Source organism: Bradyrhizobium sp. Ai1a-2 (assembly GCF_000426245.1).
Lineage (GTDB): Bacteria > Pseudomonadota > Alphaproteobacteria > Rhizobiales > Xanthobacteraceae > Bradyrhizobium.
Window position 1 is genome coordinate 19,304 of sequence record NZ_AUEZ01000064.1, and the last position, 22,389, is coordinate 41,692.

The following is a 22,389-nucleotide window of genomic DNA, read 5'->3' on the forward strand; positions in this document are numbered from 1 at the left end:
GCGGCGAGGCGTCAACCGCGTTCTGCCAAGCGCCCAATCGGCCCTATCGGATTATTAAACGGTCCTTGGCGACGTTCTGCGACCCGTGACAAAACCGCAAGATCGGTCGCGCGCGTCATGTCTGCGTGCGCTTAGCTGGTGCTGCCACGGAGGATAGAACGATGAAGGCGGCGCTGCAAAACTACCATGCCCGGATGCAGCGGGTGCTGGATCACATAGACCGGCATCTGGACGACGATCTGGACCTGGACGCGCTGAGCAGCGTCGCAGCCTACTCGAAATATCATTTCCACCGGCAGTTCACGGCGACCTTCGGGCTGTCCGTGCATCGCTATATCCAGCTCGCCCGCATGAAGCGCGCTTCATACCAGCTAGCCTACAGGGATGCCCAAAGCGTCACGGACATAGCGATGGATGCCGGCTACGACGCACCGGACGCCTTCGCCCGCGCCTTTCGGCAACGGTTCGGGCAATCGCCTTCGTCGTTCCGCAAGTCTCCCGACTGGGAGCCGTGGCTTGCGGCCTTCGGGCCTCTCGACAACGCAAGGAGCAAACTCATGCAGAAGACTTTTACCACTGACGACGTGACGATTCGCGATGTGCCCACCACGCCGGTGGCGATCATGGAACATCGGGGCGACCCGGCGACGCTCGGCGCCACCATCCAGCGGTTCATCGCGTGGCGCAAGGCCGCTGGCCTGCACCCCAAGACAAATCCGACCTTCAATGTCTGGCGTTCCGAGCGGCGTCCTGCGTCGCCTGCCGATTACAGCCAGGACCTTTGTGTCGGGACCGACCAACCGATCGAGGCGAATGGCGAGGAGATCAAAGCCGGCGAGATTCCTGGCGGACGCTGCGCGGTGCTGCGCGTCGTTGGCAACACCGACAATCTGGAGCCCGCCGCGCTCTACCTTTATCGCGACTGGCTTCCGGCCAGCGGCGAGGAAGCACGCGACTTCCCGATCTATTGCCAGCGGCTGAGCTTCTTCCCGGAGGTGCCGGAGCATGAGGCGGTCGCGGAACTGTTTTTGCCGCTGAAATAGCGCCCTCTGACGGCGACCTGTCCCTTCCGGTCGCAAGAAACGGACGGGCCGCTATCCACCCAATGGCCTGGGGCGCTTCACCTCGGTACATCGCCTTTCTGCTCTTTGGCGTGCACCGCCCGGATCGGACCGAATGGTCCGTACATGTGCTGCTCCTGATCGAAGCCGTCGGCGTACGGTCCGTAAGGCGCATCGACGGGCTTGGTCAGAAGGTCGGGATAGTCCTTGTCGAGACCCGGCTTTGTCGGACGCGGTTGAGAGATCACATAGGCGGCTACGTCCCATGCCTGCTCGACTGTGAGCTGCGGATTCAGGTAGTCGGTCCCGTGCGGCATATTGAAGTGCACGAAGTTCGCCGCGGTGATCAACCGGGCCATGCCGGCGCCATTGTTGAAACTATCCGGGCCCCACAGCGGCGGCACCATGTAGCCGAGATCGACGGTCGGCACGCTGCGGCGTATTCCGGAGCCGTCGCTGTTGTGACAGGCCAGACAAGCATTCGCGTAGATCGCTTTGCCACGAACCGGGTCGGCCGCCCGATCGAGCTCGGGCATCGCCCCGGTGCCGAGTCCTGACAACGCTTTGCCGGCTGGAACTCCCGACGACAGGAACTTGATGTAGGCCACGATGGCTTGCATTTCCGGACCGTCGAGCGGCAGCGCGCGGCCGTTCATGCTGCGCGACATGCACGAGTTCACCCGCTCCTCGATCGTGATTTCGGCGCCGAGGCGGGCGCTGTATTGCGGAAACAGCTCGAACAGCCCAAAGATCGGCAAGCCGAATTTTTTCGTGCCGGCTTCGAGATGACAGTTGCTGCAGGCGAGATTGTTGCCGGCAAAACGTTTGGCTGGATCCGGCACCTCCGGTCCGATATGGGCGTAGGTCGCGGTGATGAGGTCGCGCCCGCGCCGTACGAGGCGGCCATGAGCATCATCAGGCAGCGCGCCGACTTCCGGCACCGTCCAGACTGGAGGGGAGACCGTCTGGGCATGCCCCGCGGCCGTCGCGGCGGCTACTCCGATGACAACCGCGGCAGCCGCGCGCACCGTCCATAAGCAAAGGACTACAAAACGACTACGATGAATCATCGATCTCTCGACACCAGGGTTGAAAATTCGAGCCGCGCCAGATCGGCATTATGATCCGCTCTCCGGGGTTAACGTCGGGTTCAGCGAACTCAGTGCGTGGTGATGGCGCAACGTTGACGGCGGGCTCCATTCGATCATGCAACGTGGAGGCTCTCAAAACGGGTTCACGTAGTTCAGGATCGCGACCTGGCGCAGGATCACGCGCCGCACGACATGCGTCGGCTTCAGATGATCGGTGTAGATCGCCGCGGTCCCGGTCGCGCCGGCCGGCAAATTGCGCGCGAACTCGGCGTCATCGAGCTTGACCCGCACCACGAAGGGAGCGGATTCGATCGGCCTGGGTGCAACCGCCGTGCCCGAGATTTGCGTCTGTCCGGTCGCGATCGCCTGCAGCACGCTTTCGACCTTGCCCGCATAGATGCGCCCCGGCGCGAACTTGAAGGTGGCCTCGACCTCTTGCCCCGGTGCGACATAGCGGGCGTCGATCTGGTTGATCTCGACGCCGATGATGGTGTTCGAGGTGTCGATGAACGCCATGACAGGCGATAACGGCAGATTGGCCACCCGCGCGCCTTTGCGAAGCGCGAGGTTCGTGACGTATCCGTCAGCCGGCGCGCGTACGATCGTCTTGTCGAGATTCCATTGCGCACCTTCGAGCTGGCCGCTGAACTGGTCGACCTCGGACTGTCGCTGCTCGACATCGAAGCCACGGCCGGACTCGCGCTCGAACAGTTGCGTCATCTGGGCGAGCCGCGTCTTCGAGAGCTTGAGCTGCGCCTCGATCGTCCTGACCTGCGCCGCATAGGGCGTTGGATCAATCCTGAACAGCACGTCGCCGGCCTTCAGCGGCGCGTTGGCGATAACCGGAACCTCGGTCACTTCTCCAGCGACGTCGGGCACGATCGAGACCGCATTGCGCACGACGATCGCCGAACCCTGCGGCGCACCCCAGCCCATGGGGACCAGAAGGCCGAACAGCAGCAGCACCAGGACAATGAACGGTGACGCCTTCCAGAACAGGTTGAAGCGCACGATCTTGAAGTGCACCAGCAGGAACAGCAGCACCAGATAGGTGTTGAAGATCGCAATGCCCATCACGCACCGTCCGCCTTGCGCGCGGGTACGTCGACATAGGCCCATATGAAGGCGAGCGGCCACAGCGCGAATCCGAAGAACAGCGTGATCCAGCCTGCAACCGTCACCGCCTGCGCGTAGGGGTGATTGCGTGATTTGGCGATGTGCCCGGGCAGCCAGCCGGCGATGCAGAACACGGCAATGGCGCTGGCTACCAGAATGGCGAGCACGATCCAGGCGAAGATGTCGTAGCCGCTCATGAGAGCCTCACGCACGGGACGCGGCGCAAGAACGTGCAGGTTTGTTCGATCGCCGCCTGGTTGAAAGGACCCGGTTGGAAACTGCCGCCTTCGCGATCACCTTCCTTACGCGATAAATCGCGATCGAAGCACACGCACACGGTGTGGCCGGTCATCGTTCGACCACCGGAAGCTAGAGTGGAAGCATTATGTTGGCAAGTGGTCGCTGGCTAAGTGCCGGATCGTGTCGATGACGCATTCCAGGACTCGTGGAGCTTCCCGCTCGTGAAGAATTCCTCGGTGCCAGCCATCGCAGTCGGCGATGGCTGGCATCAGAACTAACCATTTCCCTTTCCGGCAGCGAGGCTGCTTAACCGATGTCGATGTCAAGCACCCATGCTCACCGTCATCCCCATTCAGCCGCGGCCAATCATCATCATGAAGGCGGACCCGTGTGGCTTTCGGCTGCGGCGGGACTTTGCGCCTCGCTGGTCGGTCTCGGATTGGCGCGCTTCGCCTACACGCCGCTGATCCCGGCGCTGATCGCAGCAAAGTGGTTCAGTCCGGCTGATGTCGTCTATCTCGGCGCTGCCAATCTTGCGGGCTATCTCGCCGGCGCGATCGTCGCGCGTGAGGTCGGTGCCCGCGCCGGGGCTGTGCGCTCGCTGCGCGCCATGATGGTGCTTGCATCGCTCTGCTGCTTCGCCTGCTCGGTGCCGATCTCGTTCGCCTGGTTCTTCGTGTGGCGCTTCCTTGCAGGTCTTGCGGGCGGCGTGATCATGGTGCTCGCGGCGTCGACGATCCTGCCGCACACGCCGCCGAACAAGAAGGGCGTGGTCGGCGGCGTGATCTTCGCCGGCGTGGGGCTCGGCGTTGCGGCGTCTGGTACGCTGGTTCCGCTGTTGCTGCGGCAAGGGCTGCAGGAAGCCTGGTATGGACTTGGCATCCTGTCGTTGCTGTTGACCCTGGCGAGCTGGAAGGGCTGGCCAGCCGAAGTTCGCGGCACGAAAGCTGTATCCCACCATCGTGCCGCGTCGCGGCCGCGGTCGCTGGCGATCCGTGCCTTGTACGCGGAGTACGGCCTCAACGCCGTGGCGCTGGTGCCGCACATGGTGTTCCTGGTCGACTTCGTCGCGCGCGGGCTCGGGCAGGGGATTCTGGCCGCTTCGCAATACTGGGTGCTTTACGGCATCGGTGCGATCGCCGGCCCGCTCGTGACTGGGCATCTCGCCGACCGCGCTGGGTTCGGCCCGGCGCTGCGCGTCGCCTTCCTGGTGCAGGCGGTTGCAATCGTGCTGCCTGCGCTCAGTGTGGCTCCGGCAGCGATGATCGTCTCGAGTGTGATCGCTGGCGCCTTCACTCCCGGCGTCGTGCCGCTGACGCTCGGCCGCATCCATGAACTCGTCCCGCACAACAGCACGGAGCAGGGCGCGGCCTGGGCGCAGGCGACCACGAGCTTTGCGCTGTTTCAGGCCGGCGGCGCGTATGGCCTGTCCTATTGCTTCGAGCAGACCGGCGGCAACTATACGCTCCTGTTCATGATCGGCGCCGCCGCCATCACCGCCGCACTCGCCGTCGACCTCTTGGTCGGCCTATTGGGCGATCGCGCGCGCTCGTAGCCGAGCCCGCGCGGCTCAGGCCGCGGTTTTTCGACTGGGCCGGATCAGCACTTCTGCCGAAATGCCAAGCCGCTCGTGCAAGCGCCGGATCATCTCTATCGAGAGTCCTCGTTTTCTGTTCAAGACCTCGGCGATACGGGTGCGCGTGCCGATGATTTCCTCCAGGTCCCGCCGGGTGAGCCCCTGTTGCTCCATGCGGAACTTGATCGCCTCGATCGGATCAGGCGGGTCCATGGGATAGTGCTCGGTCTCATAGGCATCGATCAGCGTCGCCAGTACGTCAAGGCGGTCGCCATCGCGCGTCCCGGCCTTCGTGCCCCAAAGACGCTCAACCTCCTTGAGTGCAGCCTCGTAATCTCGCTTCGTTCTGATCGGCTTTACTTCACCCGCCATGCCGCACCTCTCTCACGTCGATCTTGTCATAGTCCTTGTGTGTCCCGATCCATTTGATCCACACGATGTTTTTTTCGAAGTCGCCGGACACGACGAGCCGATAATCATTTCCCTTGATACTAAACACGATCCGGTCCGCAGAGATGATACTGGCGGTTGCGTAACTGCGCTTTACGTCAGCGGCGCTGGACCAACGTGCTTTCCTGACCTCGTCGAACCAAGCATCAAGTGCCGATTTCAATGCGGCATGATCCTTGTGTGCCCGCCGCCGCTCCACGAATTCTTTCAGGGTGCGTCGAGCAATAATTCGCATGGTCTAGAGATTATCATGCGCCCATTCTGGGCGCAAATCGGCTGTTCGTGCACAGCGCGCTCATAACGCTACCCCCCGTAGCTCTGCACCAGGCTGCCGGCGACCAGCGACCAGCCGTCGACCAGCACGAAGAAGATCAGCTTGAACGGCAGGGACACCACGACCGGTGGCAGCATCATCATGCCCATCGACATCAGGACGGAAGCGACCACGAGATCGATGATGAGGAAGGGCAGGAACAGCAAAAAGCCGATCTCGAAGGCGCGCTTCAGTTCGGAGATCATGAAGGCGGGGACCAGGATGCGCAGCGACATCTCCTCCGGCGTCGCCGGCGGCGACTCGCCGGAGAGATCCATGAACAGCTTGAGGTCCTTCTCGCGCACGTTCTTCTGCATGAAGCCGCGCAAGGGGACGGCGGCGCGCTGCAGCGCGTCCTCGACGCTGATCTGGTTGGCGACCAGCGGGCGGATGCCGTCGTCGTAGGATTTCTGCAGCACCGGGCCCATCACGAAGGCGGTGAGGAACATCGCCAGCGCGATGATGACGGAGTTCGGCGGCGCAGTCGCGGTGCCGAGCGCGGTGCGCAGCAGCGACAGCACCACCACGATGCGCGTGAACGACGTCATCATGATCAGGATCGACGGCGCGATCGAGAGCACGGTGAGCAGCGCGATCAGCTGGATCGCGCGCTCGGTGACGCCGCCATTGCCCTGGCCGAGATTGATGCTGATGTCCTGCGCAAACGCGGGCGCCGCCAGAAGGCTGGCGGTGATCAGGACGGCGGTGAATAAAACTCTACGCGGGTACTTCGGCTGCCTCACGAAGGGTTCTTCGGGCGACCGAGCAGAGAGGCCATCTCGTCTTCGAGATTCTCAAAGCCGCTTTTCTGCGGCGCCGGCCCGGGCGGGGGGGCTGGGCGCGGCGTGGGCGCTGGCTCCGGAGCGACCGGCGGCGCCGCGGCTTCGCTCGCCGGACGGCGGAGCGCAGCCTCGAGCCGCTGCGCCATCTCGGCGAGATTGGCGTCGGCGCTGGACGTATCCGGCGGTGGCGACGGCGGAGAGGGAGGAGGTGGGGGCGGAGGCGCAGGCGGAGGTGCCGCGGCGCGCTCGGGCGTGCGCAGGGGCGCGACCTTCGGCTCGGCCGCGCGCGGCGGGCGCGGGATCAGGGGCTCGGAGCGCTCCGGGCGGGGCACGCGCGGCGGGATCGGCTCGGGCCGCGGTTCGGTGCGCTCGAGGCGGTTGCCGAGCGGCTCCGGCGTGAAGCCGGCGAGCGGATCGCGTCGCTCCGGCAGCGGAGCGCCGGCCGGGCGGCGGAGTTCTTCGGCGAAAGACGGGCGCGCGGGGCGCGGCTCAGGCATCGCCGGCTCCGGAGTCTCGAAGATCTCGGTGCGGGCGCTCTCGGCCTCGGCCCAGGCAGTATCCGGAAGTGGGGCAACCCGAGGTGGCGGTTCGGCACTGGCGACAGGACGCGTTGGGGCCTGATCGCGGGCCGCGATCGCGCGCACGATGTTGGGTTCGATGACGATGTCGGTGGGGCCGCCGATCATCAAGAGATGCTCGACATTGTCGCGCCGGACCAGCACGAGACGCCGTCGCCCATCCACCGCGGCCGCATCGATCACCGCCAGCCGCGGCATCCGCCCGCGGTTGGTGTTGGCGCCGAGGCGGTTACCGGCAAAGCGTCGCACCAGCCACGCTGCCAGACCGATCAGCGCCAATACGGCGATGAACGCAAAGAGGAACCACAGGATCTGCATATTGTTACTGTCCCCGGCCATCTGGCCCTGCTTTCATGCTGGCTTAGACGGATGCGGGCTGAAGCGATCCGATCAGCGAATCACGCCCGAGATCAGCCTTATTTCTTAATTCCCCAGGGCAGTCACGCCGCCCACCTTTACTAATAGACCAAGAATCGATTGTTCCAAAACGACTTCTGAGCCCGCCCGCCCGCGCTGGTTAACGCAGGCATCGTGGCGAAAATGTGCACTTGGCGATGATTCGTGGGTTGTCGGCGGTCCTGCCCACCACCCGCCGGAACAATTTAACCAGCCGTTAACCATACACCGGGCAAATTCTGCCTACCTCGGGGACGGCCCCAGAGGTTAACGGGGGCGCGGCGATGGCCATCAACGATCTACCGATCCTGTCGGCGCTGCGCACCAAGATGCAGTGGCACCAGGAGCGCCAGCGGGTGCTCGCCGAGAACGTCTCCAATTCGGATACACCGAATTTCAAGCCGCGCGACCTGGTCGAGCCGACCTTCGACCGCAACGGCGCGCCGGTCGGCGGATCGATGGGCACGCTGCCGATGATGCGCACCAGCGCCGGTCATGTCGCGGCGTCCGGCGCGCCGGAGAATTTCGACCATGATCGCGGCAAGAGCGCCTTCATGACCAGGCCGGCCGGCAACGCCGTCAACCTGGAAGAGCAGATGATGAAGTCCTCCGCCAACCAGATGGATTATGCGGCAGTGACCTCGCTCTACAGCCGCAGCCTCGGATTGATCAAAACCGCCATCGGCAAGCGCTGACGGATTTCCAGGGAGAAGGGATCATGGCCGACGATGGAAGCGATTTCGCCCGCTCGATGGCGATTGCCACCTCCGGCCTGCGCGCGCAGGCCGGGCGCATGCGGGTGATCTCGGAAAACATCGCCAACGCCGACTCGACCGCGCAGACCGCCGGCGGCGATCCCTACCGCCGCAAGGTGCCGACCTTCTCTTCCGCGCTCGACCGCACGCTGGACGCCAAGGTGGTGGCGCTCGGCAGGGTGCGGCCCGACCAGTCGGCGTTCCGCGTCAAATACGAGCCGAGCAATCCGGCGGCGGATGCGACGGGCAACGTGAAATATCCCAACGTCAATCCGCTGGTTGAAATGACCGACATGCGCGACGCCCAGCGCTCCTATGAGGCGAACCTCAACATCATCAGCGCGACGCGGCGGATGATCCAGCGCACGCTCGATATCCTCAAGTCCTAAAGAACAGCAAGCGATCCAACATGGCCACACCGACAGTTGCCGCCAACGCCTATGCCAGCCTCGCCCGCATGATGGAGCGGGGCGGCGCCGAGAAGGGCGGCGAGGCCGCGGGTCCCTCGTTCGGCGCGCTGGTGAAGGAAGCCATCGGCAGCGTCATGGACGCAGGCCGCAAGTCCGACGCACAGACCGTGGCGATGACCTCGGGCCGGGCCAACGTGATGGACGTGGTGACGGCGGTCGCGGAGACCGACGTCGCGGTCTCCACCCTGGTGTCGGTGCGGGACCGGGTGATCCAGTCGTATGAAGACATCATGAAGATGCCGATCTGATGGGGGCGAATGGGGAGTGGCGAATAGCGAATAGCAGAAAAACCATTCGCTATTCGCCATTCGCTATTCGCGGGCCTCGGACTCGGTCTGATCCCCGGAATAACGCACGCAATCGAAAGCGAGAACGACAATGACCGGTGCTGAAACCCTCGACGTGGCACGCGATGCGATCTGGACCATCGTGGTGGTGTCGTCGCCCCTGATGGTCGTCGGCCTCGTGGTCGGCGTGATCGTGTCGCTGTTCCAGGCGCTGACGCAGATCCAGGAACAGACGCTGATCTACGTGCCGAAGATACTCGCGATCTTCATAACGCTATTGCTCGCCCTGCCGTTCATGGCCGATTCGATGCACGCCCACATGATGCGGATATCGTCGCGAATCATCGGCGGTTGATGCACTGTGGTTAAATGCGCATCGACATATCCCTGCTGCCGGCACTCGCCGCGACTTTCGTGCTGGTGTTTGCCCGCATGGGGGCGATGGTGATGCTGCTGCCGGGATTCGGCGAGAGCAATATCCCGGCGCGGGTCAAGCTTGGGATCGCACTGCTGCTGACTTTGATCATCCTGCCGCTGCACCGCGCCGACTACCATGTCGACATCAGCTCGGTGACCTCGCTGATGGTGCTGATGGCGCACGAGATCGTCATCGGCATCGTGCTCGGGGCGACCGCGCGCGTGACGCTGTCGGCGCTGTCGGTCGCAGGCTCCGTGATCGCCCAGCAGCTCGGCCTCGGCTTCGTCACGGCGATCGATCCGACGCAGGGACAGCAGGGTCAGCTGATCGGCAACTTCCTCACCATCCTCGGCATGACGCTGTTGTTCGCGACCGACACCCACCATCTGGTGCTCGCGGCGCTGAACGAGAGCTACAGGATCTTCTCGCCGGGCGCCTTGATGCCGACCGGCGACGTGGCGGCGCTGGCGACGCGCGCCTTCGCTGAAGCCTTCAAGATCGGCCTGCAACTGTCGGCGCCGTTTCTGGTTTTCGGTCTCGTCTTCAATATCGGGCTTGGCGTGCTGGCGCGGCTGATGCCGCAGATGCAGGTCTATTTCGTCGGCGTACCGCTCTCGATCCTCGCCGGGTTCCTGATCCTCGCCGTGGTGATCTCGGCGATGATGGGAACCTATCTCGATTACTTCATCGGCGTCATGCACCAGCTGACGCCGCTGAAATAGGGAGCCGCGATGGCCGAGGATAGCGACGACAAAACAGAAGACCCTACGCAAAAACGTCTCGATGACGCACATGCGAAGGGCGATGTCGCCAAGAGCCAGGAGGTCAACACCTGGTTCGTGATCGCCGGCGGCACGCTGGTGCTGTCGACCTTCTCGACCTCGACGGCAGCAGGCATCCTGACGCCGCTGCGCAACCTGATCGCCAATTCCTGGATGATCAGGACCGACGGCCCGGGCCTGTTGTCGCTGATGCAGACGCTCGGCATCGCCATCATCGCGGCAATCGGCGTGCCGCTGCTGATGCTGATGCTGGCGGCGATTGCCGGCAACATGATCCAGCACCGCCTGGTGTGGTCGGCGGAGTCGCTGACGCCGAAATTCAGCAAGATCTCGCCCGGCGCCGGCTTCAAGCGTATTTTCGGCAAGCAGGCGGCGGCGAATTTCCTCAAGGGCATCTTCAAGCTTGTCGCGCTCGGCGCGGTCATGATGGCGGTGCTGTGGCCGGAGCGGGAGCGGCTGGAATCGCTGCTCCGGATCGACGTCGCCTCGATCCTGCCCGCCACTACCAGCCTGACCGTGCACCTGATGGGCGCGGTGGTGGCGATGCTCGCCGTGGTCGCGATCGCCGACTATTTCTTCCAGTACCGGCAGTGGTACGAGCGGCAGAAGATGTCGCTGCAGGAGATGAAGGAGGAGTTCAAGCAGTCTGAGGGCGATCCGCACATCAAGGGGCGCATCCGCCAGTTGCGGCAGCAGCGCATGAAAAAGCGCATGATGGCCGCGGTTCCCAAGGCGAGCGTGATCATCACCAACCCGACCCACTATTCGGTGGCGCTCGCCTACGACCGCAGCATGCAGGCCCCGGTCTGCGTCGCCAAGGGCGTCGACGTCATCGCCTTCAAGATCAGGGAGATCGCCAAGGATCACGACATCCCGATCGTCGAGAACGTGCCGTTGGCCCGCGCCCTCTATGCAACCGTCGATATCGACGAGGAAATTCCGGTCGAGCACTATCACGCGGTCGCCGAAATCATCGGCTACGTCATGGGTCTGAAGCGGCGCGGGCTGTCGGGACAGCGGACCTGAGAAATGGAACGAAACCGGCCTGAGTTGGGCTTAACCTGGGAAATGGCAGCCTGATGGACTTGCGCTCCAAGCTCCGATTGAGGCACTCAGGAGGGCGGGCGAATCTGCGCGCCTTCACCGCCGACGGGCAGTTTCCTTCAATGACCGCCGAGACCGATCACAACCAAGCTGCCGAGCCGTTCGTGGCCCACGAACCGGCGCGGCGGAGCGGCAGCATCGTCCTGGTGCTGCTGGTGGCGGCCGGCCTTGTCGCGGTGGCGATCGCACTGATGACGATCGGCCGGGCCCAGGCGCAGCCCTATATCCTCGGAGTGCTGGCGCTCCTGGCCATGGTCGGGCTGTTCAGCCTGTTCGCCTTTGCCGCCGGGATCGTCCGTTTCTCCGACCGTTCCACCGATGATCCCGTGATGGGCCGAATCGCCAACCACGCCTATGACGGGCTGGCGGTCACGGATTCCCACGGTCACGTGGTCTATTCCAACGCCGCCTATCTGGCGCTGACGGGGGCCTCCATCCCGCAGGAGGCTCGGCCGGTCGAGCGCGTCTTCATCGGCAATCCTGACGTTTCCGAGGCCGTGTTCCGCCTGCTCAAGGCCGCGCGCGAAGGCAAGCGGCAGCAGGAGGAGGTCCGCATTGCCGGCCATGACGGCCTGCATGGGCGATGGCTCCGGATGCGGGTGCGGCCGCTCGGCCAGAGCAAGCGCGAACAGAAATATGCGGTGTGGTCGATCGCCGACATCACCCGCGACCGCGAGCGCCAGGAAGACGTCTTCAAGGAATTGCAGCACGCGATCGAATATCTCGATCACGCGCCCTGCGGCTTCTTCTCGGTCACGCCGTCAGGCGAGGTCGCCTATGTCAACGCGACGCTCGCGAACTGGCTCGACTACGACCTCGCCGAGATCGGCTCAGGCGGCCTGAAGCTCACCGACGTCGTCTCCGGCGACGGCGCTGCGCTGCTCACCTCGATCGTGCCAGCGCCGGGCGAAGTGAAGACGGAGGTCTTCGACATCGATTTGCGCCGGCGCGGCGGCAAGCCCGTGCCGGTGCGGCTCTATCACAAGCTCGCCTTCGGCGCCGACGGCACGCCCGGGGCCTCGCGCACCCTTGTCATCAGTCGCGCCCGTGACGAGCATCACGATCCCGAGCGCGCCGCCGAAGTGCGCTTCATGCGCTTCTTCGACCACACGCCGATGGCGATCGCGACTGTCGACCGCAGCGGCGATGTCGTGCGCGCCAATGCGCGCTATGCCAAGCTGGCGCAGGGCCTCAATGCGGAGGGGACTGCCGCCAAGTCGATCTTCCGCGCGGTCAATCCGCGCGACCGCGGCCTGGTGATCGCGGCGATCAACCAGGCCGCCGAGGGCAGGGGCGACATTGCGCCGGTTGAGGTCATGCTCGACGGCACCAAGGAACGATGGGGCCAGTTCTTCGTCACCGCGGTGGAGGAGGACGAGCGCGATGCCGAGGCCGCGATCGTCTACATGCTGGAGACCACCGAGCGGCGCACTCTGGAAAACCAGATCAACCAGTCGCAGAAGATGGATATGGTCGGCCAATTGGCCGGCGGCATCGCGCATGATTTCAACAACGTGCTGTCGGCCATCATGATGGCGAACGATTTCCTGTTGAACGCGCACAAGCCGACCGATCCGTCGTTCCAGGACATCATGCAGATCAAGCAGAACGCGACCCGCGCGGCGACGCTGGTGCGGCAACTGCTCGCCTTCTCGCGCCGCCAGACGCTGCGGCCGCAGGTGCTGGATCTCGGCGACGCATTGAGCGACCTGACCATGCTGCTGCGCCGGCTGATCGGCGAGAAGGTGAAGCTCGACCTCGTGCACGGGCGCGACCTCTGGCCGGTGAAGGTCGACGTCTCCCAGTTCGAGCAGGTGATCGTCAACCTCGCCGTCAACGCCCGCGATGCGATGCCCGACGGCGGCAAGCTGACCATCAAGACCCAGAATGTCGCTGCGGAGGAGGCGGGTCACCTTGCCTACAAGGGCCTGCCGGCGGCGGACTATGTGCGGATCGACATCACCGATACCGGCACCGGCATTCCGCTTGAGATCATCGACAAGATCTTCGAGCCGTTCTTCTCGACCAAGGAGGTCGGCAAGGGCACGGGGCTCGGCCTGTCGACGGTCTACGGCATCGTCAAGCAGACCGGCGGCTTCGTGTATGTCGATTCGACGCCGGGCGAAGGCACCACCTTCCGCATCTTCCTGCCGCGCCATCGGCCCGAGCAGGAGGTCGCGCCGGAGCCGCAGCCGACCAACGGCGCGGCCAAGGTGGCGCCCGTCGAACTACCGAAACCCGACCTGACCGGGCAGGGCACGATCCTTTTGGTCGAAGACGAAGATGGCCTGCGTTCGCTGAACGCCCGCGGCCTGCGCTCACGCGGTTACAGCGTGATCGAAGCGTCCAACGGCGTCGAGGCGATGGAAGCCTTCGACGAGAACAACGGCGCGGTCGACCTCGTCGTCTCCGACGTGGTCATGCCCGAGATGGACGGTCCGACGCTGTTGAAGGAAATGCGCAGCCGCAACCCGGACCTGAAGATCATCTTCGTTTCGGGCTACGCCGAGGACGCGTTCGAGAAGAGCCTGCCGGAGAACCAGCAGTTCGCCTTCCTGCCAAAACCGTTCACGCTGACGCAGCTCGTCGCCGCCGTGAAGGAGACGATGGCGCTGCAACGATAACATCGTCGCGATCGCGCGCGACGAAGCGGCCTGCCTTCACCGACAGCATCCTGGAACGCCTCGCTTCAGTCGCAATGCGAGGGTTAAAAAACCGCGAAAACCCGGTGAAAAGACGGGTCTTTGTCACATCCCCGCGACTGAGGGCCGCAGTGGTTGTTCCCGTTTACGGCTTCCCTTTTGGGCAGCCGTGCCCATCTTAATGCCACTTTCCCCATGGCGGGGATTCAAGGAAACACACATGAATTTCACGCAACATACGCGCGGAATTGTTCGGGCCATCGCGGTGGCGATCGCGTTGGCGCTGCCTCTCGCGGCTATCAGCATCTCGGCGGCCGACGCCCGTGCCGGCGGCGGCTTCGGCTCGGGTTCCCGCGGCTCGCGGAGCTTCGCCCCGCCGCCCAGCACCAGCACGGCACCGGGCACGACGCAGCCGTTCAACCGTACCTACAGCCAGCCGGGCACGAACATGGGTTCGCCGGGCGTGAATTCGGGCGGCTTGTTCAATCGGGGCGGCATGGGCCGCGGCCTGCTCGGCGGTCTCGCTGCGGGCTTCCTCGGCGCCGGCCTGTTCGGGCTGCTGTTCGGCGGCGGCCTGTTCTCCGGTCTCGGCGGCCTGTCGTCGATCCTCGGCCTGTTGCTGCAGATCGGCCTGATCGTGCTGGTGGTGCGGCTGGCGATGTCGTGGTGGCAGCGCCGCCAGACACCGGCCGCCGCCTATGCTGGCGGGCCTGCAGCCGGCGTCAGCCCGCAGCCGAACTATCGCTCGGGCATGGGCTTCGGGCTTGGTTCGGCCAGCGCGCCGCTGGAAATTGCGCCGACCGACTATGAGGCCTTCGAGCGCCTGCTCGGCGAGGTCCAGGCTGCGTGGTCGAACGAGGATGTCGCCAAGCTGCACATGCTCGCGACGCCCGAGATGGTCTCCTACTTCTCCAGGGACCTGGAGGAGAACAAGGCTCGCAACGTCGTCAACAAGGTGACGAATGTGAAGCTGCTGCAGGGCGACCTTGCCGAGGCCTGGCGCGAGGGCGAATCCGATTACGCCACCGTGGCGATGCGGTTCTCGCTGGTTGACCAGACGCTCGACCGCAACACCGGCCAGCCGGTCGCCGGCAGCGAGCAGCCGCAGGAAGTGACGGAGGTCTGGACCTTCGTGCGGCGGCGCGGCAGCAGCTGGGAGCTCTCGGCGATCCAGCAGACGAACTGATCGTCCGCCGGATAACGTAATATCGAGGCGCTGCGGTTCATTCCGCAGCGCCTTTTGCTTTGCGCGGTTCATTTTCGCGGTCGCAACGGTGGAATAATCGGTGCCGCTTCGGGTTGATGTCGGGAGCCAAAAACAATCGGGAGGAGCAAATGAAGATCCGTGCCAGCATCATCGCGCCGACATGTTTCGCACTCGCCGCTTTCGCGGTGCAACCGGCGCAGGCGCAGTCGCCCAACGCCAGCTTCTTCCTGACCAGCAACGGCATCGGTAATGGCGGCAATCTCGGCGGGGTCGCGGGCGCCGACAATCACTGCCAGACGCTGGCGCAGGCGGCGGGCTTTGGCGCGCCGAAAACCTGGCACGCCTATCTCTCGACGCAGGCGGCCGACGGCCAGCCTGCCGTGAACGCGCGCGATCGTATCGGCAAAGGGCCGTGGCAGAACGCGAAGGGTGTGGTGGTCGCCAAGGACGTCGCCGACCTCCACAGCGCCGGCAACAATCTCACCAAGCAGACCGCGCTTTCCGAAAAAGGCGAGGTCATCAACGGCCGCGGCGATACGCCGAACCGTCACGACGTGCTGACCGGCTCACAAGCAGACGGCACGGCGTTTGCCGCCGGCGAGGATCGCACCTGCAAGAACTGGACGAGCAGCACGCAGGGCACCGCCATTGTCGGCCATTCCGACCGCATCGGCTTGCGCGACGACGAGCCGTCGAAATCCTGGAACTCGTCGCATCCGTCGCGCGGTCCCGACGGCGGCTGCTCGCAGGCCGACCTCAGGAGCACCGGCGGCGACGGCTTGCTGTACTGCTTCGCCGTCAACTGAACCGAGAGCGCGATCCGGGCCGCCTGCCGAGCGCTCAGGCGGCCTTCTTCTTGGTGGCTTTCTTCTTCGCTACTTTCTTCTTCGCTACCTTCTTGGGAGCTGCCTTTTTCTTCGCGACATAGGCCGCGACTTTCTTCGATGAATGGCCCACGGCGGCGACCGCGGCCTTCAGCCTGGCCGGCGTGACTTTGAACTTCTTGGACCAGTAGCGCACTTCATACGGCTCGCTTACCGCAATCCGCGCGCGGTCCGCGGCGAGGTGCTTCTGCTCCTTGAAGTAGGCTTCCACCTTCTTGGCGGAATGTCCGACTTTCTTGACGGCGTATTTCAGCTTGGCTGGCGTGACCTTGAACTTCTTCGACCAGTAGGCGACCTCGTAGGCCTCGCCCAGAGCGATCCGCGCGCGATCACTGCCGCGGCGCTTCTTCTTGTTATCCGCCATCATATTCTCCTGTCCGATAGGGAATCGGATGTTCCAAGATCGAAACAGGCTAACATCGCAGCGCGGGCTTTCAAACAATTGCGATCAAGCAGCGGCGGAGCGCTGGCCGCAGGAGTGTGTTATTGCCGGAAGCCTGTCCCAGGGAGGCATCGTCCATGCGCTATCAGCTCTATTACTGGCCCGACATCCAGGGCCGCGGCGAATATGTGCGGCTCGCGCTGGAGGATGCAGGTGCTGATTATGATGATGTCGCGCGCGGTGCGGGCGGTACAAGCACGATGATGTCGATGATGGAAGCAGGCAAGGGCACGCCGCCCTTCGCGCCGCCGTTCCTGAAAGCCGGCAAGCTCGTGATCGGGCAGACCGCCAACATCCTCTTCTTTCTCGGCGCGCGCCACGGTCTCGCGCCGAAGGCAGAAGCAGGGCGGCTTTGGGTGCATCAAATGCAGCTCACGATCGCCGATCTCGTGCTGGAAGTTCACGACACCCATCATCCGCTCGGGCCGAGCCTCTACTACGAGGACCAGAAGGCGCCGGCGAAGAAGCGCACCGCGGAATTCTGGAAGGAGCGCGTGCCGAAATATCTCGGCTATTTCGAAGACATCGTGGAGGCGAATGGCGGCGCTTACGTCACCGGCCGCCGCGTGACCTATGTCGATCTGTCGCTGTTCCAGATCGTAGAGGGCCTGCGCTACGCCTTTCCGAAGCACATGCAGGCGTTCCAAGAGGACGTTCCCCGCCTGATCGAATTGCGCGATCGCGTCGCCGAGCGGCCGAACATCAAGACCTATCTGGCGAGCGAACGGCGGATTCCGTTCAACGACCAGGGCATCTTCCGCTTCTATAAGGAACTGGATAGCTAGCGCCGATCATAGCAATCGTAGGATGGGTAGAGCGCAGCGAAACCCATCAAATCGCTTACCGCCGTGTCGATAGATGATGGGTTTCGCTGCGCTCTACCCATCCTACGGCGCTGCCCTATAGATTCTTCCCGTCGAACGGCGTCATCGCCACCTTCGACAGGTCGATGCCGTCGATGCAGCTCACGTTCAGCGCCACCACATCGGCGCCGTCGGGCTTCTTGCCGTAGGCAAACACCTCGGCGCCGCAATCGATGCAGAATTGATGGCGGATGGCGTGCTTGTTGAAGAGGTATTGCTTCAAGTTCTCCTCGCCGGCGCGGAGCTGAAAGCTCCTCGGCGGCAGGAAGGCGAAATGCAGGCCCTTCTTGGTGCAGATCGAGCAGTTGCAATTGGTCACCATGGCAAGATCGCTGGTGCATTCGAAGCGCACCTGTCCGCAATGGCACCCGCCGGTATAGGTTTTGCTGTCGGGCATGGTTCTTCCTCACCAAATTCCGGGCAGGCGACGATAGCGCAGGGGCGAGGCGCAGTCAGCAGGTCCCGGGCCTCGGAAGCGGTGCGCTATTCGTCCCTGCTGCGGGTGATCGCAATCGACGCGTCGGTCTTGGTGCGCGTGCATTCCAGGTTGAGGCGGCGGAAGCGCATGCTGATCTTGTCGCCGCGCAACAGGCCCATGCGCTTCAGGCAGCGGCTGGCGCCAGTCGTCGTGTCGTCCTTCGGCACGGTGAAGATGATCGCCGCCGCCGAGCTGACCAGTTGATAGAATTCCGGCTTCGGCCGCCGGTCGCCCTTGGCATAGAGCTCGATGGAGTAGCTCTTGCCGCGGCAGCCGAGCGATAACTCCCTGGTCGCGGGATGGGTCAGGTAGACGATGTTGGCGGCCTTGAAATTGACCTTGAGACCGTCGATCTGGCTGGCAAGCTGCTTGGCGATGTCGTCGCACTGGTCGGCCCGTGCCGGCGAGGCGGCGAGGGCTGAAAAAAGCCCCACCACGGCGGCGAGCGCTGCGGCATGAACGTTTGATACGAGTGTTCTCGTCATGAAATACCCCCCCGCGGCACACAACTGTACCGTCGGGGTTCATGCAAGGTCTGCCGGATTACGTCAATACGTTGAGCATGGGCGTCCGGGCGTCGCTGGCGGCCTGACCAGGGTGATTTACGGGGCTTGTTGTGCTAGATTGGCGCCATGACAAAGCTACTTGAAATGAAACTCCATGTTGGATGAAAAACGGATACAAGAGATTGCAGAAGAGGTCGCCATTGCGAACCTTGAGAGTGCCAACGTCTCTTTCGTTTCGAGTAGCCCGGCGATCGACTCGCAAGGGCATGACGCACTTCGAATCATGATCGTGATATATCCTGGCGCCGAGTCGAAGATCACCGGTAATGCGGCGCTTGACACGCTTGTCGGCATAAAGAGTCGCTTGCGCCGCGAGGGCGAGGAGCGAGTGGCAATCGTCGAGTACGCGACCACGGAAGAGTTCGAAGCGGGTGGCGATTCTTGATCCAGATCACCTGATTGAGCAGGCACAGAAGCTCATAACCTCGCCAGGGGGCGCCCGCGCCAAGTCGATATCAGGCGCGCGATCTCGGCGGCATATTATGCCATCTTTCACGCGGCGATTGGTGCAGCGACCGATCAGTTTATCGGTGTAACCAATCGTGACGAAAGCCGGTACGGATTGGTTTATCGCAGCGTGGATCACATATGGCTTCGGAAGCTGTGCCAGGAGGTGCAGAAGCCGACCCTGTCCAGCAGGTTCAAACGCTACGCTCCGACAGCCGGATTCGGTGCGAGTATCGCGGCGTTTGCAGCCGCTGTCGAAGACCTGCAGGACAAGCGGCATTCTGCGGATTATGATGTCATGATCCGCATGAACAGGTCGGATGCAGCACTCGCGATTTCTACGGCCCAGACAGCGCTGCGCCGTTTCGACAATGCAAGCCAGACGGAACGGCTGGCATTTCTTGGCCTCCTGTTGTTCCCACCCCGCGCCTAGAGGCGGATGTGACGGCCTGAGCGGGGGTAAAGGGCAGGCCAGCCTCCCTTTCCTTTGCGGCAAAAATGCTTAGAACGGCTCTAGATGCCGGGCGGACGTTCCCGGTCCCAACCCGAGATCTTGCCCATGAACGCTCCCACCGCTTTCCCCGACCAGTCCAAGCCCGTTCCGCCCTACAAGCACACGCCGCTGTTCCCGCTGGGGCAGGACACGACGCCGTACAAGAAGGTCACGGCCGAGGGCGTTCGGGTCGAGAAGGTGCTGGGACGGGACATGCTGGTGGTGTCGCGCGAGGCGCTGCGGGCGCTCTCGGAAGCCGCCTTCGGCGACATCAACCACTACCTGCGCCCGGGGCACCTGAAGCAGCTGCGCAACATCCTCGACGACAAGGAAGCCAGCGACAACGACAAGTTCGTCGCCTTCGATTTCCTCAAGAACGCCAATATCGCCGCCGGCGGCGTGCTGCCGATGTGCCAGGACACGGGCACCGCGATCATCATGGGCAAGAAGGGCTGCAACGTCATCACCGACGGCGATGACGAGGCGGCGCTGTCGGAGGGCGCGCGCGACGCCTATCTGCGCCGCAACCTGCGTTATTCGCAGGTGGCGCCGCTGTCGATGTATGAGGAGAAGAACACCGCCAACAACATGCCGGCGCAGTGCGAGATCTACGCCGAGGGTGACGACGCCTACAAGTTCATGTTCATGGCCAAGGGCGGCGGCTCTGCCAACAAGAGCTTCCTGTTCCAGGCGACGCCGTCGGTCCTGACCAGGGATCGGCTGCTGGCGTTCCTGAAGGAGAAGATCCTCACGCTCGGCACCGCGGCGTGCCCGCCTTATCACCTGGCGATCGTGATCGGCGGCACCTCGGCCGAACTCTGCATGAAGACGGTGAAGCTCGCGTCCGCCCGCTATCTCGATGCGCTGCCGACGCACGGCTCGGCCGACGGCAACGCGTTCCGCGATCTGGAGATGGAGCAGGAAATCCACAAGATGACGCAATCGCTCGGCGTCGGCGCGCAGTTCGGCGGCAAGTATTTCTGCCACGACGTACGCGTGATCCGGCTGCCGCGCCATGGCGCCTCGCTGCCGATTGGGCTTGGCGTCTCCTGCTCGGCGGACCGCCAGGTGCTCGGCAAGATCACCAAGGACGGCGTCTATCTGGAGGAGCTCGAGCACAATCCGGCGCAATATTTGCCGCAGGTCGAGCAGTCGCTTGGCGGCGAGGTCGTCAAGATCGATCTCAACCAGCCGATGAAGGACATCCTGGCGACGCTGTCAAAAAACCCGATCAAGACGCGCCTGTCGCTGACCGGCACCATGATCGTGGCGCGCGATGCGGCGCATGCCAAGCTGCGCGAGCGGCTGGACCGCGGCGAGCCGCTGCCGGACTACTTCAAGAACCATCCGGTCTACTATGCCGGTCCCGCCAAGACGCCGGACGGCTACGCGTCCGGCGCGTTCGGCCCGACCACGGCCGGGCGCATGGATTCCTTCGTCGACCAGTTCCAGGCCGCCGGCGGCTCGATGGTGATGGTGGCGAAAGGCAACCGCACGCCGGCGGTGCGCGAAGCCTGCAAGAAGCACGGCGGCTTCTATCTCGGCTCGATCGGGGGCGCCGCAGCGAACCTCGCGGAGCACTGCATCAAGAAGGTCGAGGTGGTCGAATATCCCGAGCTCGGCATGGAAGCGATCTGGCGCATCGAGGTCGTGGATTTCCCGGCCTTCATCATCATCGATGACAAGGGCAACGACTTCTTCAAGGAGTTGAATCTGGGCTGACGTTATTCGTCGTCCCGGCCTTGAGCCGGGACCCATAACCACCAGCGGTCATTGAGAGAAAATCATCTAGCGCCGCGGCAAGTCATTTCTGCGGCGGCGTATGGGTCCCGGCTTTCGCCGGGACGACGAAGGGGACGCTTACGCCCGCGTTCCCGTGAACGGGAAGCTGCCCATCGGGCCGATGCCCATTTCGCCGGCGATGCTGTCGCCCGACACCTTGCCGCTGAATTCGAGCGTGAGCGGCATCGGGTTGGTGATGGAAACCTTCCAGGCGACGTCGTCGCCATTGGCGGTACCGTCGAAGATCTCGGTCGAATTGCCTTCGGCGCCCTGCGTGCCCGTGAGCGTGCCGCCCGAGTTTTTCAGCGACAGCGTCGCCTGACGCTCGCCCATCGGCGTGCTCATGGTGAGATTCCAGTTTCCGTCCACCGCCATGCCTGTCTCCCCGAGGTTTATGGTGAAGCTTGGGCGGCGGGTATAGCCTATCTCGCCGTGCAATCCCAACGATCTATTTTAGAGCGTTTTCGAGCGAAGTGGACACCGGTTCGCATAGCAATCAAGTTTACGCAGATTGCGTAGACTTATCTGCGTAGAAAACGCGTCAAAACAAGAATCTAGAGCTTCGGTTCTGATTCCATCAGAACCGAAGCTCTAGCCCTGCGATAATTAAGCGCGGGCGGCTGCGCGCAGCCGGGTCGTCACGATGATGCGGAAGAGGACGTATTGGATCGCGAAGGCGGCGATCTTCAGGCCGATGGCCACCGCCGTCACATAGGTCGCCCACAGCTTGATGTCGCCGGTCGCGGCCACCGCGATGGTGCCGGCGCCGATCGCAAACATCAGTAAGGCCCAGGCATAGCCGGCGAGAGTCACATATTCCGGAATGGTCTGCACCACGATCGGCGGCATGTAGCGCAGCATCCAGCCGCGCTTGAGCATGATGGCGCCGATCGCGAAATGCGCGATCGCCGGCTTTGCCAGCACGAAGCGTGGATCGTTGGTGAGCAGGGTGGCGCTGCCGAGCACGATCACCAGCGCAAGGCTCGCCCAGGTCATGAAGCCGAGCGTCTCGCCCTTGATGCGGGAATACACCACCTGCGCGATCGCGCCGGCAATCGCGATGCCGGTCGCGAGCAGAACGTTGTCGGTGGCGAAATAGACCGCCAGGAACACGATGGTCGAGAAGAAGTCGCTGGCGAGCTTTGCGAAGACGTCCTTCATCCTGA

27 protein-coding genes are annotated in these 22,389 nt (G+C 63.6%); 15 read left to right on the plus strand and 12 right to left on the minus strand.

The window, feature by feature from the left end; translation table 11 throughout:
• Positions 1-161 precede the first annotated feature (161 nt).
• Positions 162-1,043 (plus strand): AraC family transcriptional regulator, encoded by an 882-nt coding sequence (locus K288_RS0131430; RefSeq protein WP_027583116.1) that lies wholly within the window; start codon positions 162-164, stop codon positions 1,041-1,043.
• A gap of 77 nt (positions 1,044-1,120) precedes the next feature.
• On the opposite strand, the gene K288_RS47135 is transcribed toward K288_RS0131430, so the two are convergent.
• The 3 genes from K288_RS47135 to K288_RS0131445 form a co-directional block, all read right to left on the minus strand.
• Positions 1,121-2,131 carry a c-type cytochrome gene (locus K288_RS47135; RefSeq protein WP_051334847.1) on the minus strand — a complete coding sequence of 337 codons (1,011 nt, stop codon included), beginning with the start codon at positions 2,129-2,131 and terminating at the stop codon, positions 1,121-1,123.
• 153 nt (positions 2,132-2,284) lie between these two features.
• The gene (locus K288_RS0131440) at positions 2,285-3,226 is read right to left on the minus strand and encodes a biotin/lipoyl-binding protein (RefSeq protein ID WP_027583117.1); all 942 of its coding nucleotides are present in this window, start codon (positions 3,224-3,226) and stop codon (positions 2,285-2,287) included.
• The gene (locus K288_RS0131445) at positions 3,226-3,465 is read right to left on the minus strand and encodes a DUF3302 domain-containing protein (RefSeq protein WP_027583118.1); all 240 of its coding nucleotides are present in this window, start codon (positions 3,463-3,465) and stop codon (positions 3,226-3,228) included. The genes K288_RS0131440 and K288_RS0131445 overlap by 1 nt, the downstream gene beginning before the upstream one ends.
• A gap of 431 nt (positions 3,466-3,896) precedes the next feature.
• Here K288_RS0131445 and K288_RS47140 point away from each other — a divergent pair, with 431 nt between their 5' ends.
• Complete coding sequence (locus K288_RS47140; RefSeq protein ID WP_043161239.1) at positions 3,897-5,063, plus strand: YbfB/YjiJ family MFS transporter; 1,167 nt, start codon at positions 3,897-3,899, stop codon at positions 5,061-5,063.
• A 15-nt stretch (positions 5,064-5,078) separates the two neighbouring features.
• Here K288_RS47140 and K288_RS0131460 read toward each other — a convergent pair whose 3' ends face one another.
• The 4 genes from K288_RS0131460 to K288_RS0131475 all read right to left on the minus strand — a co-directional run bounded on the left by K288_RS0131460 (position 5,079) and on the right by K288_RS0131475 (position 7,546).
• Positions 5,079-5,456, minus strand: a complete 378-nt coding sequence (locus K288_RS0131460) for a helix-turn-helix domain-containing protein (RefSeq protein WP_027583119.1) — start codon at positions 5,454-5,456, stop codon at positions 5,079-5,081.
• Entirely contained in the window at positions 5,446-5,769 is a 324-nt protein-coding gene (locus K288_RS0131465) for a type II toxin-antitoxin system HigB family toxin (protein WP_027583120.1), read from the minus strand. Before K288_RS0131465 ends, K288_RS0131460 begins: the two co-directional genes overlap by 11 nt.
• 68 nt (positions 5,770-5,837) lie before the next feature.
• Positions 5,838-6,590 (minus strand): flagellar type III secretion system pore protein FliP, encoded by a 753-nt coding sequence (fliP, locus tag K288_RS0131470; protein ID WP_027583121.1) that lies wholly within the window; start codon positions 6,588-6,590, stop codon positions 5,838-5,840.
• Positions 6,587-7,546 (minus strand): flagellar biosynthetic protein FliO, encoded by a 960-nt coding sequence (locus K288_RS0131475; RefSeq protein ID WP_244443326.1) that lies wholly within the window; start codon positions 7,544-7,546, stop codon positions 6,587-6,589. The genes fliP and K288_RS0131475 overlap by 4 nt, the downstream gene beginning before the upstream one ends.
• Positions 7,547-7,887: 341 nt before the next feature.
• On the opposite strand from K288_RS0131475, the gene flgB reads away from it, so the two are divergent.
• From flgB to K288_RS0131520, 9 genes are all read left to right on the plus strand, one after another.
• On the plus strand, positions 7,888-8,298 hold the full coding sequence (flgB, locus tag K288_RS0131480; RefSeq protein WP_027583123.1) for a flagellar basal body rod protein FlgB: 411 nt from the start codon (positions 7,888-7,890) through the stop codon (positions 8,296-8,298).
• Positions 8,299-8,321: 23 nt separating this feature from the next.
• Positions 8,322-8,747: a flagellar basal body rod protein FlgC gene (gene flgC / locus K288_RS0131485; protein WP_027583124.1), complete on the plus strand. Its 426-nt coding sequence runs from the start codon at positions 8,322-8,324 to the stop codon at positions 8,745-8,747.
• 20 nt (positions 8,748-8,767) lie between these two features.
• On the plus strand, positions 8,768-9,076 hold the full coding sequence (gene fliE / locus K288_RS0131490) for a flagellar hook-basal body complex protein FliE (RefSeq protein WP_027583125.1): 309 nt from the start codon (positions 8,768-8,770) through the stop codon (positions 9,074-9,076).
• 130 nt (positions 9,077-9,206) lie between these two features.
• Complete coding sequence (gene fliQ / locus K288_RS0131495) at positions 9,207-9,470, plus strand: flagellar biosynthesis protein FliQ (protein WP_027583126.1); 264 nt, start codon at positions 9,207-9,209, stop codon at positions 9,468-9,470.
• Positions 9,471-9,484: 14 nt separating this feature from the next.
• Positions 9,485-10,255: a flagellar biosynthetic protein FliR gene (gene fliR, locus K288_RS0131500; protein WP_027583127.1), complete on the plus strand. Its 771-nt coding sequence runs from the start codon at positions 9,485-9,487 to the stop codon at positions 10,253-10,255.
• A gap of 9 nt (positions 10,256-10,264) precedes the next feature.
• Positions 10,265-11,341 carry a flagellar biosynthesis protein FlhB gene (flhB, locus tag K288_RS0131505; protein ID WP_027583128.1) on the plus strand — a complete coding sequence of 359 codons (1,077 nt, stop codon included), beginning with the start codon at positions 10,265-10,267 and terminating at the stop codon, positions 11,339-11,341.
• Between the two features lie 140 nt (positions 11,342-11,481).
• The gene (locus tag K288_RS0131510; protein ID WP_027583129.1) at positions 11,482-14,043 is read left to right on the plus strand and encodes a PAS domain-containing protein; all 2,562 of its coding nucleotides are present in this window, start codon (positions 11,482-11,484) and stop codon (positions 14,041-14,043) included.
• Positions 14,044-14,281: 238 nt separating this feature from the next.
• Positions 14,282-15,247 carry a Tim44-like domain-containing protein gene (locus K288_RS0131515; protein ID WP_027583130.1) on the plus strand — a complete coding sequence of 322 codons (966 nt, stop codon included), beginning with the start codon at positions 14,282-14,284 and terminating at the stop codon, positions 15,245-15,247.
• A gap of 149 nt (positions 15,248-15,396) precedes the next feature.
• Entirely contained in the window at positions 15,397-16,074 is a 678-nt protein-coding gene (locus K288_RS0131520) for a hypothetical protein (protein ID WP_027583131.1), read from the plus strand.
• A gap of 34 nt (positions 16,075-16,108) precedes the next feature.
• On the opposite strand, the gene K288_RS0131525 is transcribed toward K288_RS0131520, so the two are convergent.
• Complete coding sequence (locus K288_RS0131525; protein WP_027583132.1) at positions 16,109-16,516, minus strand: DUF3606 domain-containing protein; 408 nt, start codon at positions 16,514-16,516, stop codon at positions 16,109-16,111.
• 155 nt (positions 16,517-16,671) lie between these two features.
• Here K288_RS0131525 and K288_RS0131530 point away from each other — a divergent pair, with 155 nt between their 5' ends.
• Positions 16,672-17,379 (plus strand): glutathione S-transferase, encoded by a 708-nt coding sequence (locus tag K288_RS0131530; RefSeq protein WP_027583133.1) that lies wholly within the window; start codon positions 16,672-16,674, stop codon positions 17,377-17,379.
• Positions 17,380-17,494: 115 nt separating this feature from the next.
• On the opposite strand, the gene K288_RS0131535 is transcribed toward K288_RS0131530, so the two are convergent.
• Together K288_RS0131535 and K288_RS0131540 are read right to left on the minus strand one after the other, a co-directional pair.
• A complete protein-coding gene (locus tag K288_RS0131535; protein ID WP_027583134.1) occupies positions 17,495-17,854 on the minus strand; it encodes a GFA family protein in 360 nt (119 codons plus the stop codon).
• 86 nt (positions 17,855-17,940) lie between these two features.
• Positions 17,941-18,420, minus strand: coding sequence for a hypothetical protein (locus K288_RS0131540; protein WP_027583135.1), 480 nt, complete (start codon positions 18,418-18,420; stop codon positions 17,941-17,943).
• A gap of 175 nt (positions 18,421-18,595) precedes the next feature.
• Between K288_RS0131540 and K288_RS0131545 the strand changes: the two genes are divergently transcribed.
• The 3 genes from K288_RS0131545 (at position 18,596) to K288_RS0131555 (ending at position 21,163) form a co-directional block, all read left to right on the plus strand.
• Complete coding sequence (locus K288_RS0131545) at positions 18,596-18,886, plus strand: hypothetical protein (RefSeq protein ID WP_027583136.1); 291 nt, start codon at positions 18,596-18,598, stop codon at positions 18,884-18,886.
• Positions 18,887-19,114: 228 nt separating this feature from the next.
• Positions 19,115-19,381 (plus strand): hypothetical protein, encoded by a 267-nt coding sequence (locus K288_RS54980; protein WP_244443327.1) that lies wholly within the window; start codon positions 19,115-19,117, stop codon positions 19,379-19,381.
• Positions 19,382-19,507: 126 nt separating this feature from the next.
• Positions 19,508-21,163, plus strand: a complete 1,656-nt coding sequence (locus K288_RS0131555) for a fumarate hydratase (RefSeq protein WP_027583137.1) — start codon at positions 19,508-19,510, stop codon at positions 21,161-21,163.
• A gap of 138 nt (positions 21,164-21,301) precedes the next feature.
• On the opposite strand, the gene K288_RS0131560 is transcribed toward K288_RS0131555, so the two are convergent.
• Both K288_RS0131560 and K288_RS0131565 read right to left on the minus strand, forming a co-directional pair.
• Complete coding sequence (locus tag K288_RS0131560; RefSeq protein WP_027583138.1) at positions 21,302-21,598, minus strand: hypothetical protein; 297 nt, start codon at positions 21,596-21,598, stop codon at positions 21,302-21,304.
• Between the two features lie 231 nt (positions 21,599-21,829).
• Positions 21,830-22,384, minus strand: coding sequence for a septation protein IspZ (locus tag K288_RS0131565; protein WP_027583139.1), 555 nt, complete (start codon positions 22,382-22,384; stop codon positions 21,830-21,832).
• Between the last annotated feature and the right edge of the window lie 5 nt (positions 22,385-22,389).